Here is a 14,362-nt window from a genome sequence, read left to right as displayed (position 1 = left end):
GTGACCACGCTGGCATGGGTGCTTCTGGGTCTGGCGCTGGGCGCGGCCTGGGCGCTGTTCCAGCGCGGACGCCGCCCGCCCGAGGCGGCGTCTTTGTCAGCGCCTGAAACCGGACCGGAAGCGGACTCGGGTGAGGCAGCTACAGATGCGTCTGCTGGCGCTGCAAGCCCTCCCGTCCTGCTGGGCCTGACCCTGCAGGACGTTCTGGGCCGGGGCAGCAGCGCCACCGTCTATCGCGCCCTCGACCACGCCAGCGGCGACACCGTGGCGGTCAAGGTCTTTGCCACCGCACTCGACGGCCAGGGCCGCGCCCGGCTGGAAGACAGCGGCGATCTGCCGCGCTTTCTGCAGGAAGTCCAGACGCTGGAGCGCCTGCAGCACCCCCACATCGTGCGCGCGCGGCGCAGCGGCCAGCGGGGTGGCCGTGTCCATCTGGTGATGGATCTGCTGCGGGGCCAGAGCCTGCGCGCCTGGTGCGGCAGCCAGCGCCTGAGCAGCCCGGCGCTGGCGGGCATCGCCGACCAGATCCTGGACGCGCTGGCTTACGCCCACGAACAGGGCATCGTCCACCGCGATCTCAAACCCGACAACATCCTCTACGACGAGGCCAGCAGCCAGGTCACGCTGACCGATTTCGGTGTGGCGCGCTGGCTGCAGGACAGCCAGACGCGCAGCGGCATGATGCTGGGCTCGCCCGCCTACATGGCTCCCGAGCAGCTCATGGGCCAGCCCTGCGACGCGCGCGGCGATCTGTATGCCCTGGGTGTGGTGCTGACCGAGCTGCTGACCGGCCGCCCGGCGTTTGACGCGCCCTCGCTGGGCGAGCTGATGCGCCTGATCCTCAAAGGGCCGGTCCCCGCCGTGCCCGACCGCGCCGACGGCAGCGCCCCGGCCTGGAATACCTTCCTGCAGCCCCTGTGCGCGACCGACCCGCAGCAGCGTCCGGCCAGCGCCCGCGCTGCCCGCGCTCTGCTGGCCCGCAGCGGCCTGCGCGCATGAACACGCCCCCTGCGCCCGACCCCAGTGGCGGCTGGCTGGCCGCCCCCTGCGATTTCGATCTGCTTTGGGGCGCCGCCACCGACGTGGGTCTGGTGCGCCGCAACAACGAAGACGCTGTGCGCATCGAACACGAGGCCGATCTGGCCTTTCTGGCCGACGGCATGGGCGGTTACAGCGGGGGCGAAGTCGCCAGCCGCATGGCGGTGAACTGTGCCTGCACGCAGATTCTTTCGGCGCTGGGCCGCGCTACTTCGGCGGACAGCGACAGCAGCCTGGCCGCCGTGCAGCAGGCTCTGCACGACGCGCAATGGCAGGCGCACCACCAGGTGATGCAGCAGGCGCGCCGGGATCCGGCGCTGCACGGCATGGGCACGACCCTGGCCGGGCTGTGGCTGCGACGCGACCGTGCTTTTGTCTGCCATGTGGGCGATTCGCGCATTTACTGCTGGCGGGCCGGCGAGCTGCTGCAGATCACCCGCGACCACACCGTGCTGCAGGAGCAGATCGACGCCGGGCTGCCCGCGCAGAGTCTGTTCGGCCATCCGGCGGCGCGCAATGTGCTGACCCGCGCCCTGGGCATCGAGGGCGCGTTTGGCCCGGAGACGCGCGTGCTGCCCGTTGTGTCCGGCGATCTTTTCCTGATGTGCAGCGACGGCCTGACCGACGCCCTGGACGACGCGGGCATCGCCCGGCTGTGCGCCGGCCTCAGTGCTCCGCAGGCCCTGGCCGAAGCCCTGGTCCGGGCCGCGAATGAACACGGCGGACGCGACAATGTCACCGTGCTGACCGTGCGCGTCGGCTCTTTGCGGACGCCTCCGGGGCTTTCTGGCCGATAATGGCGCCCAATCCGCGCGCGATCGGTTGCGCGCCTTTCTGACTGGAACCGGCCTATGAGCAGCCCGCTGAAACTGATTTTGTCGCTGGACGGACAGGTGGTCCGTGAAGTCGATCTGTCCAAAGACCGCACCACCCTGGGGCGCCGCCCTTACAACGACGTCGTCATCGACAACCTCGCCGTAAGCGGCGAGCACGCCGTGCTGCAGCGCATCGGCGACAACGTTTTCCTGGAAGACCTCAACAGCACCAACGGCACTTACGTCAACCGCAAGCCCGTCAAGCGCCAGATGCTGGGCCCGGACGACGTGATCGAAATCGGCCGCTACCGCCTGCAGTTCGCCCGCGCCACCGAGCCCCTCGCCGCTCCGGCGCTGCCCGCTTTTGGCACCATTGCTGACCTGTCCAGCGCACCACAGGCCCGCGAATCGGTGATGGGCGACACCCCAGACCCGACGTCCGAGCCCACGATGGTCGGTGCCGCGCTGGCCGATCTGGCCCAACCGCCGGTGGCAGCAGCGCCCGTCCCGGCGCCGCAACGCGACAGCGAGGGCCTGCTGGTCTGCCGCCTGCACGTGCTGTCGGGCAAGGCCGAAGGCAAAATCATGCCGCTGGCCAAGGCACGCACCACGCTGGGCAAGCCCGGCGTGCAGGTCGCCGCGATTGTGCGCAGCGCGGACGGCGTGGAAGTCCAGATCGACGACACCCGCCGCGCCCTGACCAGCGGCGAGGTGCTGGACATCGCCGGGACGCGCATCGAAATCCTCATCCCCTGACCGCCCGGCGGCCGTGAGCGCGCGGGCCGCAAGCCGGGAGCGCTGGCTGGGCTGGCGCGAGGCCCTGTGGCGGCTGCCGCTGCGCTGGCTGGTCGGGCTGGCGCTGGGGTTTCTGGTCACCTTAGGCACCTTTCACGCCGTGGGCGTGCTGCGCCTGGCGCCGGTCGAACGCGTCGAGTGGTGGCTGCAGGACGTGCGCTCGCTGGCGCTGCGCCGCCCCAGCAGCGCGCCCATTGTGATCGTTGACATCGACGAAGCCAGCCTGCAGCGTCTGGGCCGCTGGCCCTGGCCGCGCGAGACGCTGGCCGGGCTGACACGCGAACTGACAACCACCCTGGGCGCCCGCGCCGTCGCCTTCGATCTGGTCCTGGCCGAACCCGAGCAGACCGTGCCGCTGCAGGCCTGGCAGCGCCTGACCCAGCAGCACCCGGCCCTGAACCGCTACACCCGCGACTGGCAGAGCCTCACCCAGCCCGACCCGGCCCTGGGCGCCTGGCTGGCGCAGCAGCCGGTGGTGCTGGGCTACTACCTGACCTCGGACCGGCTGGGCCAGCGCAACGGCCACCTGCCGCCGCCGCTGTTCCCTGCGCCAGGGCTGATCTCGCCCTGGACAGGTTACGGCGCCAGCACCCGCGCGTACGCCGGGGTGCGCGGCGGCTTCATCAACGCCCTGCCCGACCGCGATGGCGTGGTGCGCCGCGTGCCGCTGGTGACGCCGCTGGACGGGCAGTTTTATGGCTCGCTGGCGCTGTCGCTGTACCTGCTGCCGCACAGCGGAATGCAGGTGCAGCCGCAGTGGCTGCCCGCCAGCCGCAGCGACAGCGGCCAGCGCCTGCTGCTGGGCCTGACGCTCACACCGCCGGGCCAGGCGGCGCGGACGATGGGCCTGGGCCGCATGGGTGATGTGCTGGTGCCCTGGCGCAGCGCACGGCCCGCCTCGGAGGACAGCCCTGGCCCGCCATCGGCCTTCGACCGCATCAGCGCCGCCACCCTGTGGCAGGCCCGCCAGGGCGAGCTGGCGCCCGCGCAGGTGGCGGCGCTGCGCGCGCGTCTGCAGGGGCGGCTGGTGCTGGTGGGCAGCTCGGCGCCTGCGCTGGCCGATCTGCGCGCCACGCCCATCGCCCCGGCACTGCCCGGTGTCGAGGTGCACGCCCACGTGCTCAGCGGCCTGATCGACGGCGATCTGCCCTGGCGGCCGGACTGGGCCAGCGGCTACGAGATTCTCTCGCTCATTGTCGTCGGGCTGTGGGTGGGCAGCGCGGTGCTCTGGCTGGGACCGTGGTCGGGCGTGATGTCGCTGCTGGGATGCACGTCCTGTCTGGTCGCGCTCAATCTGTGGCTGTACCGCAGCGAGCACTGGGCGCTGCCCATGGCTGCGCCGCTGATGCTGGCCGCCCTGCTTTATATCGGCGCCACCAGCTGGGGCTATGTGACGCAGACGCGCCAGAAACGCGATCTGGTCCGCCTCTTTGGCAGCTACGTGCCACCCGAACTGGTGCGCCAGATGGCGCGCCACCCCGGCCGCTACAGCCTGCAGGCCGAAAACCGGGAGCTGACGGTGATGTTCTGCGACCTGCGCGGCTTCACCGCGCTGGCCGAGGGGCTGGACCCGAGCGCGCTGCGCGACATCATCAACCTCTTCCTGTCGCGCATGAGCGCCGTCGTCCACCGTCACCAGGGCACGGTGGACAAGTACATCGGCGACGCCATCATGGCCTTCTGGGGCGCGCCGGTGGCCCAGCCCGACCACGCCTGGCGCGCCGTGCGCTGCGCGCTGGCCATGCAGACGGCGCTGGCCGAGCTCAACCAGGATCTGGCCCAGCGCGGGCTGCCCGGCGTGGGCATGGGCGTGGGGCTGAACACGGGCATGGTCTGCGTCGGCGACATGGGCTCGGACGTGCGCCGCACCTACACCGTGATCGGCGATGCGGTCAACGTGGCCGCGCGGCTGGAGGCGCTGACGCGCCAGTTTGGTGTGGCCGTGCTGGCCAGCGCCGCCACGCAACTGGCCTGCACGCCCTGGCAGAAACACCCCGCGCCTGCACCCGGCAAAGGACGCGGACGGCCCGTCACGCCGCCTGGCCCCGAGTGGCACTGGCAAGCCGTCGCCGAAGTCCAGGTCAAGGGCCGCCAGCAGAAGGTGGCGGTGCTGACACCCGTTTTACGGGATCCGGTTTGCGTGCACAACAGCACACCGGCTGGTGCTATTTCCCACACAGCAGGGGATTAATCCCTTGCCCCTGTCCGGCGGGGCGCGCATCATCGCGTTTCGCCAGCCCCAGATTCACCATGCAACTTCGCGTCCTGGGCTGCTCGGGCTCCATCGCCTCCGGCAGCCACACCAGCACCTTCCTGCTCGACGACGACATCCTCATCGATGCCGGAACGGGCGTGGGCGGCCTGACGGTGGACGAAATGGCGCGCATTGACCATATTTTCATCACGCATTCACACCTGGATCACGTGGTGTCCATCGGCTTTCTGGCCGACACGGTGATGCGGCTGCGCCAGCGCGCATCGCGCCCGCCGGTGCGTGTGCACGCCCTGCCCGAAACGCTGGACGCCCTGCGCCGCCACGTTTTCAACGGCGTGATCTGGCCCGATTTCAGCGCCCTGCCCTCGCCGCGCCAGCCCACGCTGGCCTTCGAGCCCCTGCAGACCGGCGACATCATCGCCCTGGGTGACCGCCGGATCGAAGCCCTTCCCGCCGAGCACAGTGTGCCTGCCGTCGGCTATGCCGTCTCCCCGGCGGACGAGCCCGGCCGCGTCTGGGCCTACACCGGCGACACCGGCCCCTGTCCGGCGCTGTGGCAGCGCCTCAACGAGCTGGATGTGGCCGCACTGATCGCCGAAACCGCCTTCTCCGACGACGACGCCCTGCTGGCCCGCATCAGCGGCCACCACTGCCCCGCCACGCTGCTGGCGGGTTTGGGCGAGCTGCGCCAGCCCACCACCGTGCACCTGACCCACATCAAACCGGGCGAACACGCCGCCGTGCTGCGCAGCCTGGGCCTTGCCTGCCAGCAGATGGGCCAGCACAACAGCCCGCAAGCAGGTCTGCGCTCCAGCGAGGCCCCCCTGTTTGCTCCTTGCCAAGGCGGTCACCATCGCCTGCAGCCGCTGCAGCAGGGTCAGCAGCTGAATTGGGAGCGCCCAGCCATTTTCGCGCTGCCAGAGCAGGCGCTGCGGTGCGCAGTGTGATGGCGTAAAACGGCGCGAGCCCAGCGACCGACACCCCCCGCGAGGGGACAGACACCCGCGCCGCGTGCGACTAGATTGGATGTGCCTTTACACCCCCACTGGAGCACATCATGACCCCTCGCCGCATCCCGCAACGTACCGCCCACCGCACCACAGTGCGCCCGCACGGCTTCACCCTGGTCGAACTGATGGTGGCCGTGGCCATCATCGGCATCCTGGCCGCCGTCGCCCTGCCCGCCTACCAGGATTACGCCAAACGCAGCCGCGTTACCGAGGGCCTGACGCTGGCCAGCGGGGCCAAGACCGCCGTCACCGAGTATTACGCCAACAACGGCGCCTGGCCCACCGCCAATGACAAAGCCGGTCTGCCCGCCACCATCAAAGGCAAGAGCGTGGACAACGTGCAGGTCGGTGCTGACGGCGTCATCACCGTGACTTTCTCCACGAAAGTCGATGACGCCACACACAACCTGCTGACCCTCACCCCGCAGGACAAAGACGGCTCGCTGCAATGGGCCTGCGCTCCGGCAACCGACAAGGGCGTCAAACCCCAGTATCTGCCCAGCGAGTGCAAGACGGCAGGCACAGCAACAGGCTGACGTTTTTTGTCAGTTGACACTTTTTGCCGCCCGCCAGCCGAGGGCTGCGCAAAAAGTGTCGCCCGCTACGCCGTACAAACCTGCACTTTGTCACGCACAAGCCTTGCGCAGCCAGCAGGCTCAACTCAAACACCTGGCACGGAACCTGCTTAGAGGAAGTCATCCTTTAACCCTCCAGGAGTTCTCCATGAAAAAACGTGCCCAGCAAGGCTTCACCCTGATCGAACTGATGATCGTGGTGGCCATCATCGGTATCCTCGCAGCCGTTGCGCTGCCGGCTTACCAGGATTACACCAAACGCGCCCGCGTTTCAGAAGGCCTGACCTTGGCCAGTGCGGCTAAAACAGGTGTGACCGAGTACTACACCTCGAACAACAAGCTGCCCACAAGCAACTCTGACGTTGGTCTGCCTGAAGCCAACAAGATTGTCGGCACGGCCGTCAAGAGTGTTGGAGTGGGTGCCAACGGCGTGATCACGGTGACGTTCAATGACAAGGTGGCCACCGATGCCACACTGACGCTGACGCCTGACGTCACTACAAGCACCGGTTCCATCGCTTGGAAATGCCGTGCTGGTGCTAGCAGCGGCACTAACGCCCTTCCGCAGAGCGTACTGCCGGCCGAGTGCCGTGGTACCTAATCTCGCTGATGCCTGATTCAATCCAGAAAGCGCCTTCGGGCGCTTTTTGCTTCCTGCTGCGGAGTGCCCATCATGAAGAGAAAAAATAGTGGCTTCACGTTGATCGAGCTGATGATCGTGGTCGCCGTCATTGGTGTGCTTGCTTCTATTGCCACCCCAGCTTTTCTGGACTACACAACGCGCTCCAAAGTGACGGAAGGCCTAAGTCTGGCCCAAGGTTATAAAACGGCAATCATGGAGACTTTTACCTCGCGTGGCCCTCAGAACATGGAATGTCTGGGCTACAACCCGGATGCCACCCTCTGCGGCATTAACTTGGGCATCCAAATCGTCAAGCCCACAAAAAACATTGCCAATGTGGCCAGCGCCACCAATGGCACCATCACAGTCACCTTCACGGAGGCCGTCGCTCCGATCGGCAAGAACACACTGGCACTGGTACCCAGTTTCGATCTGAGCCAGCCCAGCGTATCAAGTCAAAATGTTGTCTGGACCTGCGGCGGCACCCTTGATCCCAAGTATTTGCCCGCCAACTGCCGCACGGCAGCCAAAACGCCTTAAGGCTTGGGATCAGCCAGCAGATCTGGCCTGATCCGCGCGGTTTTGGCCAGGCTCTGTTCGCGGCGCCAGCGCTCGATCCTGGCGTGGTCGCCGCTCAGCAGCACGTCGGGCACAGCCAGGCCACCCAGCTCGGGCGGCAGGCGCTCGGGGCGGGTGTAGCACGGGCCTTCCAGCAGGCCGTCGGAGAAGCTGTCCTGCTCGTGGGATTGCGCCGTGTTCAGCACGCCGGGCTTGAGGCGCGCCATGGCGTCCAGCAGCGCCAGCGCGGGCAGTTCGCCGCCCGACAGCACGAAATCCCCCAAGCTGATTTCCAGATCGACATGCCGATCCAGCACGCGCTGGTCTATGCCTTCGTAGCGGCCGCACAGCACGACGAGGCGGGGGATGCGCTCCAGGCGCTGCACCAGCAGCTGCGTGAGCGGCTGGCCACTGGGGCTGAAGTGGATGACGCAGCGCGGGCTCTGCGCGCCGTCTGGCGGCAGCGCGGCCAGGGCGCGCTCCAGCGGCTCGGCCATCATCACCATGCCGGGGCCACCACCAAAGGGGCGGTCGTCCACACGGCGGTAAGTGCCTTGCGCAAAATCGCGCAGCGCCCACAGATGAACCTGCAGCGCCGCATCCGCGCCGCCCGCCGGCCAGGCCGCTGCTGCACTGAGTGCCGCAGCAGCATCCGGGCTGGCCCCATGCAGGGCATAGGCGCGGCGCGTCACACCCACAGCCATCAGGGACGGAAAAAGTTCGGGAAACAGGGTAATAAGATCAACGCGCTGCACGCGCGCGCCGTCTGAGTCCTGCTGATTCATCGAAGAGACCGGATCCGGCGGGTTCAATCGCTGAAATCCTCGGGCCAGTCCACACGAATCTGCCCGCCCGCCACATCGACGGCCAGCACATACTGCGCGACAAAAGGAATCAGGTGCTGGCGGGCGTCACCATGCACCTCAAGCACGCTGGACGGGCCGGTGCTCATGAGATCGTGCACGGTGCCCAGGCGCTGACCATCCTGGTTGAGAACCTCCAGACCGATCAGGTCGACCCAGTAATACTCGTCGGGATCGCCGCTGGGGAATTGCGCGCGTGAGACAAAAATCCGCGCCCCACGCAGGGCTTCGGCAATGGCGCGGTCGGCCACTTCGCGCAGTGTCGCAACCATGCCTTCGCCCTGGGGCTTGACCTGGGCGACCTGCACGCGGCAGGGGTAGGAGATGGCGATTTTTGCGGCGCCGCCCGCAGCCTGCGGCTGGCGCAGCACAGCTTCAGGCGCCTGCAAGTACCATCGTCTGGCCCCCAGCAAAGCCTGCGGGTCAGATGACCACGGTTTGATCCGGATGCCGCCTTTGACGCCCCAGGCGCCTGTGATGCAGGCGACCTCAACCGCATCGTCCGGCCACGGGGTCTGCGCATCAAGGGGCAGCAGCCCGGACGGCAAACCCGCCACGGCCATCAGGCGGTGGCCGTCTTCTTGGCTTCGCCAACCAGACGGGCGCAGGCGGGGGACAGCTGCGCGCCCACGCTCACCCAGTAGTTGACGCGGTCCAGCGCAATGCGCAGGGTTTCCGCCTGGCCCGAGGCCACGGGGTTGTAAAAGCCCAGGCGCTCGATGAAACGGCCGTCACGGCGGTTTTGCGAGTTGGCCACGACAATATTGTGGAAAGGACGCTTTTTGGAACCGCCGCGCGACAAACGAATGACAACCATGCCCATCTTCCTGAATGTTGGGCCGGACCGCTTGAGAAAGCGCGGTACGGCCGGAGTCTGATCTGTAGCGTTCCAGCCTGAACATCAGCCGGAACTTTGAATGAACCGGCTATTATAAGCGGCCCACCGCTGCTGCGGGCACCGTACCCGCCCTCATCTGTCAGAAATTGGCGACATTCATGCTGATCCGACCCTGCACCCCTGCCGACCTGCCCGCCGTCCAGGCGATTTACGCCCACGCGGTCGATCACGGCACCGGCACTTTCGAAACCGTCGCGCCCACCGTGCCTGAGATGCGCCAGCGCTTTGACGGCGTGGCTGCACTGGGACTGCCCTGGCTGGTGGCGCGGGACGAGGCCCACCAGATTCTGGGATACGCCTATGCGGGCTGGCTTCGCCCGCGCCAGGCCTTTCGCTACTGCGTGGAAGATTCGGTTTACATCGCGCCACAGGCCCAGGGCCAAGGCGTGGGTTCGGCGCTTCTGGCCGAGCTGATGGCGCGCTGCACTCAGGCCGGATCGCGCCAGATGGTCGCCATGATCGGGGACAGCGCCAACCTGGGCTCGATCCGTCTGCACGAGCGCGCCGGTTTCGTGCGCGCAGGGCTTGTGGCGTCGGCCGGGTGGAAGTTCGGGCGCTGGCTGGATCTGGTCATCTGGCAGAAAGCGCTGGGGGCGGGCGACAGCACGTCGGCCCAGCCCGCTGCGGCAGACGGCCGCGCGCCGGACAGATAAAGAGGCCAGTCAGGCGGCGGGAGAGCCCTGGTCCACGGCCTCGCGCAGGGCTTTGCCGGGCTTGAAGTGCGGCACGCGCTTTTCGGGGATGAGCACCTCGTCGCCATTGCGCGGGTTGCGCCCCACGCGCGGCGGGCGGCGGCTGACGGCGAAACTGCCGAAGCCGCGAATCTCGATGCGATGGCCTTTGGCCAGAGCGCCGGACATGGCCTCCAGCAGCGTCTTGACCACCAGCTCGGTGTCTTTGAGGGTGAGTTGCGGAAAGCGCTTGAGCAGGGCGCTCACCAGATCGGAACGGGTCATGGCGGGATCCTTGGTGTCACAGGCGCGCGCTTCGGGCGGCGATCAAAAAAGCCACCGGTCTGGCAGAGCCGGACCCGGTGGCTGGGAGAGCAGCGCAAAGGGGCCGCCGAAGCCGCCCCTTCGCTGGAGCGATCACTCGTCGCTGCCACCCATCTTGGCGCGCAGCAGCGCACCCAGGCTGGTCGTGCCCGCGTTTTCACGCTCGCTCGACTGCGACAGGCGCTGCATGGCTTCCTGCTGGTCGACCTGGTCCTTGGCCTTGATCGACAGCTGGATGTTGCGCGTCTTGCGGTCGATCGCGGTGATGACGGCGGTGATCTCGTCGCCCACCTTCAGCACGTGGCTGGCGTCTTCGACGCGGTCGCGGCTGATTTCGCTCACACGCACATAGCCCAGCACTTCGGTGGCCAGTTCGACTTCGGCACCGCGCGCATCAACGCTGATGACCTTGCCGCTCACCACCATGCCGCGGTCATTGACCGAGGTGTAGCTGGTGAAGGGATCGGCGTCCAGCTGCTTGATGCCCAGGGAAATGCGCTCGCGCTCGACGTCCACAGCCAGCACCAGGGCTTCGACTTCCTGGCCCTTCTTGTAGTTGCGCACGGCGGTTTCGCCCGGCTCGTTCCAGGACAGGTCGGACAGATGCACCAGGCCATCGATGCCCTGGGCCAGGCCCACGAACACGCCGAAATCGGTGATGGACTTGATCGGGCCGCTGACCTTGTCGCCGCGCTTGACCGTGGTCGAGAATTCTTCCCACGGGTTGGCCTTGCACTGCTTCATGCCCAGCGAGATGCGGCGCTTGTCTTCGTCGATCTCCAGGACCATGACTTCGACCTCGTCGCCCATGGACACCATCTTGGACGGAGCCACGTTCTTGTTGGTCCAGTCCATTTCGGAGACGTGCACCAGACCTTCGATGCCGGGCTCGATTTCTACGAATGCACCGTAGTCGGTCAGGTTGCTGACCTTGCCGAACAGGCGGGTGCTGTTGGGGTAACGGCGCGACACGCCCAGCCACGGGTCTTCACCCAGCTGCTTGATGCCCAGCGAAACGCGGTTTTTCTCGGCGTCAAACTTGAGCACTTTGGCCTGCAGTTCCTGGCCGACCTGAACGACTTCGCTCGGGTGACGCACACGGCGCCAGGCCATGTCGGTGATGTGCAGCAGGCCATCGATGCCGCCCAGGTCCACGAAGGCCCCGTATTCGGTGATGTTCTTGACCACGCCATCGACGATGGCGCCTTCGTGCAGGGTTTCCAGCAGCTTGGCGCGCTCTTCGCCCATGGAGGCTTCGACCACGGCGCGGCGGCTCAGCACCACGTTGTTGCGCTTGCGGTCCAGCTTGATGACCTTGAATTCCAGCGTCTTGCCTTCGAAAGGCGTCATGTCCTTGACAGGGCGCGTGTCCAGCAGCGAACCCGGCAGGAAGGCGCGGATGCCATTGACCAGCACCGTCAGGCCGCCCTTGACCTTGCCCGACACGGTGCCGGTGACGAAGTCGCCCGATTCCAGAGCGGTTTCCAGCGCCAGCCACGAGGCCAGGCGCTTGGCCTTGTCGCGCGACAGGATGGTGTCGCCGTAACCGTTTTCCACGGCGTCGATGGCCACGGCCACGAAGTCGCCGATGTGGACTTCGATCTCGCCCTGGTCGTTCTTGAATTCGTCGATGGGCACGTAGGCTTCGCTCTTGAGGCCGGCGTTGACCACCACGTAGCTGTGCTCGATGCGGACCACCTCGGCGGTGATGACCTCGCCTGCGCGCATTTCGCTGCGTTGCAGGGATTCCTCAAAGAGGGCGGCAAACGATTCGCCGCCAAAAGATGCCATGGATTCAGACATGTTGATACTTGGATATGCAGACGTGGGCAGGGCGCTGTCGCGCACGTTGCGGGTTGAACAGAAAAAAGGGCGGTGCCCACCGCCCCGGTTCACTGCAGAAAATCGGGAAACTGCGCTTTTGACAGGCGATGCCTGACGATCACTGAAGATCAGGCCCGGGACCACCACACCTGCAGCACCTGGTCAACGGTCTGGGCGATGGTCAGATCCGAGTTGTCCAGCAGCACGGCGTCCTGTGCGGGCACCAGCGGGTGAGTGGCGCGCTGCGTGTCGCGTGCATCACGCTCGCGCAGGTCTGCCAAAAGGTCGTTGATTCTAGACGAGATTCCCCGCTGCAGCAATTGCGCATGACGGCGCCCGGCGCGAGATTCGGCGCTGGCGGTCAGAAAAATCTTCAGGCGCGCGTCCGGGAAAACCACCGTGCCCATGTCGCGGCCATCGGCGACCAGGCCCGGTAGCGCGCGCAGGCTGTGCTGCAGGCCGTCGAGGGCATGGCGCACGCCGGGCAGCACGGCTACTTTAGAGGCGGCGTTGCCGACCGCCTCGCTGCGCAGCTCATCGCCCACCGAAACGCCGTTCACGCGCACACCCTGTGGCTCGAACGCGACATCCAGCCCGGCCAGCATCGCCACCAGCGCGGCCTCGTCGTCCAGCGCGACGCCGCGCTGCAGGGCCGCCCAGGCCGTCATGCGGTAGAGCGCGCCGGAATCGAGCAGGCGGTAGCCCAGCCCTTGGGCTAGCTGCGCCGCCAGCGTGCCCTTTCCCGAGGCCACCGGGCCATCGACCGCCAGCACCGGCACGGCGCCTCTTGGGCGCGTGCAGGCGAACAGGGTCTCGAAATAATCCGGGAAGGTCTTGCCCACGCAGCGCGGATCCTCAATGACCACGCCGCGCGAGTCACCCTGCAGCGCGGCCAGCGACAGGCACATGGCCATGCGGTGATCGTCGTAGGTGTGAATGCGCGGCAGCGGCCCGGATTCGGGCGCGTGCAGCGGCGCGGACACCTCGATGAAATCCGGCCCTTCGGTGACGCGGGCGCCCACCTTGCGCAGCTCGGTGGCCATGGCCGCGATGCGGTCGGTTTCCTTGACGCGCCAGCTGGCGATGCCCGTCAGCCGCGTCGCCGGGCCGTCCGGATCGGTGAACAGCGCCATCACCGCCAGCGTCATGGCGGCGTCGGGGATGTGGTTGCAGTCCATGTCCACGGCCTTGAGCGGCCAGGCGCCCCGGCGCACGACCAGGGCGTTGGCCTCGCCTTGCACGTCGGCGCCCATGGCGCGGGCGGCGTCGATGAAGCGCACGTCGCCCTGAATGGCGTCCAGGCCCACGCCTTCGATGCGCAGTGGCGCGTCCACGGCCGCGATGGCGCCCAGCGCCACAAAATAGGACGCCGACGACGCATCGCCTTCCACCCAGATCTCGCCCGGGCTTTGGTAGCGGCTGCCCTGCGGCAGCGTGAAGCGCGACCAGCCCTCGCGCTGCACGCTGATGCCAAAGCGCGCGAGCAGCCCCAGGGTGATGTCGATGTAAGGCTTGGAAATGAGCTCGCCCTCGACCTCGATCACCATGTCGCCCTGGGCAGTCAGCAGCGGCAGCGCCAGCAGCAGCGCGGTCAGGAACTGGCTGGAGACATCGCCGCGCACGCGAATCTGGCGCCGCGCCGGGAAAGGCCCGGCCGCAGCAGCCACGCGCAGCGGCGGATAGCCCTCCTGCCCCAGGCAGGTGACGGTGCAGCCCAGCTCGCGCAAGGCATCCACCAGGTCGCCAATCGGGCGTTCGTGCATGCGCGCAATGCCGGACAGCTCGAAGCAGCCGCCCTGCTGCGCCGCCAGCACCGCCAGCGCGGCAGTCAAGGGCCGCATGGCCGTGCCCGCATTGCCCAGAAAAAGCTGCGCCTGCGGCACCGCCAGTGTCACGCGGGCATCAGGGCCGCCCAGGCCCGTGACGCGGCAGACGTCGCCGTCCTGCACCACGGCGCAGCCCAGCTGCTGCAGTGCGGCCAGCATGACACGGGTGTCGTCGGAATCGAGCAGGCCACGGATCGCAGTCTCGCCTTGCGACAGCCCCGCCAGCAGCAGGATGCGGTTGGAGATGCTTTTGGAGCCCGGCAGCACCACGGTGCCCGCCGCCGACAGCAGGGGAGGAAGTTCCAGGGCAGGAATGGAGTACATGGCC

General features: G+C 67.4%; 15 protein-coding genes. 9 read left to right on the top strand and 6 right to left on the bottom strand.

The genetic code is table 11. From position 1 onward, the window contains the following. From RV045_RS00190 to RV045_RS00155, 8 genes are all read left to right on the top strand, one after another. The gene (locus RV045_RS00190) at positions 1-999 is read left to right on the top strand and encodes a serine/threonine-protein kinase (protein WP_423233735.1); all 999 of its coding nucleotides are present in this window, start codon (positions 1-3) and stop codon (positions 997-999) included. After that, positions 996-1,835, top strand: a complete 840-nt coding sequence (locus tag RV045_RS00185) for a PP2C family protein-serine/threonine phosphatase (protein WP_423233734.1) — start codon at positions 996-998, stop codon at positions 1,833-1,835. The genes RV045_RS00190 and RV045_RS00185 overlap by 4 nt, the downstream gene beginning before the upstream one ends. Positions 1,836-1,889: 54 nt before the next feature. Next, a complete protein-coding gene (locus RV045_RS00180) occupies positions 1,890-2,609 on the top strand; it encodes an FHA domain-containing protein (RefSeq protein ID WP_423233733.1) in 720 nt (239 codons plus the stop codon). A gap of 13 nt (positions 2,610-2,622) precedes the next feature. Further along, the gene (locus tag RV045_RS00175) at positions 2,623-4,839 is read left to right on the top strand and encodes a CHASE2 domain-containing protein (RefSeq protein ID WP_423233732.1); all 2,217 of its coding nucleotides are present in this window, start codon (positions 2,623-2,625) and stop codon (positions 4,837-4,839) included. Positions 4,840-4,898: 59 nt separating this feature from the next. Beyond that, entirely contained in the window at positions 4,899-5,810 is a 912-nt protein-coding gene (locus tag RV045_RS00170; protein WP_423233731.1) for an MBL fold metallo-hydrolase, read from the top strand. A 110-nt stretch (positions 5,811-5,920) separates the two neighbouring features. Further along, positions 5,921-6,409, top strand: coding sequence for a pilin (locus tag RV045_RS00165; protein WP_423233730.1), 489 nt, complete (start codon positions 5,921-5,923; stop codon positions 6,407-6,409). Between the two features lie 187 nt (positions 6,410-6,596). Further along, positions 6,597-7,049, top strand: coding sequence for a pilin (locus RV045_RS00160; protein ID WP_423233729.1), 453 nt, complete (start codon positions 6,597-6,599; stop codon positions 7,047-7,049). Positions 7,050-7,121: 72 nt separating this feature from the next. Then, positions 7,122-7,610, top strand: coding sequence for a pilin (locus RV045_RS00155; protein ID WP_423233728.1), 489 nt, complete (start codon positions 7,122-7,124; stop codon positions 7,608-7,610). Here RV045_RS00155 and trmD read toward each other — a convergent pair. The 3 genes from trmD to rpsP are packed head-to-tail and all read right to left on the bottom strand — an operon-like array spanning position 7,607 to position 9,308. Then, positions 7,607-8,413, bottom strand: coding sequence for a tRNA (guanosine(37)-N1)-methyltransferase TrmD (gene trmD, locus RV045_RS00150; protein WP_423233727.1), 807 nt, complete (start codon positions 8,411-8,413; stop codon positions 7,607-7,609). The two genes, RV045_RS00155 and trmD, sit on opposite strands and share 4 nt — an antisense overlap. A 23-nt stretch (positions 8,414-8,436) precedes the next feature. Continuing rightward, positions 8,437-9,054, bottom strand: a complete 618-nt coding sequence (rimM, locus tag RV045_RS00145; RefSeq protein WP_423233726.1) for a ribosome maturation factor RimM — start codon at positions 9,052-9,054, stop codon at positions 8,437-8,439. Then, positions 9,054-9,308 carry a 30S ribosomal protein S16 gene (rpsP, locus tag RV045_RS00140; RefSeq protein WP_423233725.1) on the bottom strand — a complete coding sequence of 85 codons (255 nt, stop codon included), beginning with the start codon at positions 9,306-9,308 and terminating at the stop codon, positions 9,054-9,056. The genes rimM and rpsP overlap by 1 nt, the downstream gene beginning before the upstream one ends. 179 nt (positions 9,309-9,487) lie before the next feature. Between rpsP and RV045_RS00135 the strand changes: the two genes are divergently transcribed. Next, a complete protein-coding gene (locus RV045_RS00135) occupies positions 9,488-10,042 on the top strand; it encodes a GNAT family N-acetyltransferase (RefSeq protein WP_423233724.1) in 555 nt (184 codons plus the stop codon). Between the two features lie 9 nt (positions 10,043-10,051). Here the strand turns inward: RV045_RS00135 and RV045_RS00130 are convergent, their stop codons facing one another. The 3 genes from RV045_RS00130 to RV045_RS00120 form a co-directional block, all read right to left on the bottom strand. Further along, positions 10,052-10,345: an integration host factor subunit beta gene (locus RV045_RS00130; protein ID WP_423233723.1), complete on the bottom strand. Its 294-nt coding sequence runs from the start codon at positions 10,343-10,345 to the stop codon at positions 10,052-10,054. Between the two features lie 132 nt (positions 10,346-10,477). Further along, positions 10,478-12,187, bottom strand: a complete 1,710-nt coding sequence (gene rpsA, locus RV045_RS00125; RefSeq protein WP_423233722.1) for a 30S ribosomal protein S1 — start codon at positions 12,185-12,187, stop codon at positions 10,478-10,480. Positions 12,188-12,336: 149 nt separating this feature from the next. Next, positions 12,337-14,358: a bifunctional 3-phosphoshikimate 1-carboxyvinyltransferase/cytidylate kinase gene (locus RV045_RS00120; protein ID WP_423233721.1), complete on the bottom strand. Its 2,022-nt coding sequence runs from the start codon at positions 14,356-14,358 to the stop codon at positions 12,337-12,339. Positions 14,359-14,362: the final 4 nt, after the last annotated feature.

Source organism: Amphibiibacter pelophylacis, assembly GCF_037688875.1.
Taxonomy (GTDB): Bacteria; Pseudomonadota; Gammaproteobacteria; order Burkholderiales; family Burkholderiaceae_C; genus Amphibiibacter; species Amphibiibacter pelophylacis.
Note: the sequence above shows the minus strand (reverse complement) of the source record. Positions and strands in the feature narration are given on the sequence as shown.

Coding starts and splice junctions, on each gene's coding strand:
- RV045_RS00185 (WP_423233734.1), top strand. CDS start 996: ATGAACACGCCCCCTGCGCCCGACCCCAGTGGCGGCTGGCTGGCCGCC.
- RV045_RS00180 (WP_423233733.1), top strand. CDS start 1,890: ATGAGCAGCCCGCTGAAACTGATTTTGTCGCTGGACGGACAGGTGGTC.
- RV045_RS00170 (WP_423233731.1), top strand. CDS start 4,899: ATGCAACTTCGCGTCCTGGGCTGCTCGGGCTCCATCGCCTCCGGCAGC.
- RV045_RS00165 (WP_423233730.1), top strand. CDS start 5,921: ATGACCCCTCGCCGCATCCCGCAACGTACCGCCCACCGCACCACAGTG.
- RV045_RS00160 (WP_423233729.1), top strand. CDS start 6,597: ATGAAAAAACGTGCCCAGCAAGGCTTCACCCTGATCGAACTGATGATC.
- RV045_RS00155 (WP_423233728.1), top strand. CDS start 7,122: ATGAAGAGAAAAAATAGTGGCTTCACGTTGATCGAGCTGATGATCGTG.
- trmD (WP_423233727.1), bottom strand. CDS start 8,413: ATGAATCAGCAGGACTCAGACGGCGCGCGCGTGCAGCGCGTTGATCTT.
- rimM (WP_423233726.1), bottom strand. CDS start 9,054: ATGGCCGTGGCGGGTTTGCCGTCCGGGCTGCTGCCCCTTGATGCGCAG.
- rpsP (WP_423233725.1), bottom strand. CDS start 9,308: ATGGTTGTCATTCGTTTGTCGCGCGGCGGTTCCAAAAAGCGTCCTTTC.
- RV045_RS00135 (WP_423233724.1), top strand. CDS start 9,488: ATGCTGATCCGACCCTGCACCCCTGCCGACCTGCCCGCCGTCCAGGCG.
- RV045_RS00130 (WP_423233723.1), bottom strand. CDS start 10,345: ATGACCCGTTCCGATCTGGTGAGCGCCCTGCTCAAGCGCTTTCCGCAA.
- rpsA (WP_423233722.1), bottom strand. CDS start 12,187: ATGTCTGAATCCATGGCATCTTTTGGCGGCGAATCGTTTGCCGCCCTC.
- RV045_RS00120 (WP_423233721.1), bottom strand. CDS start 14,358: ATGTACTCCATTCCTGCCCTGGAACTTCCTCCCCTGCTGTCGGCGGCG.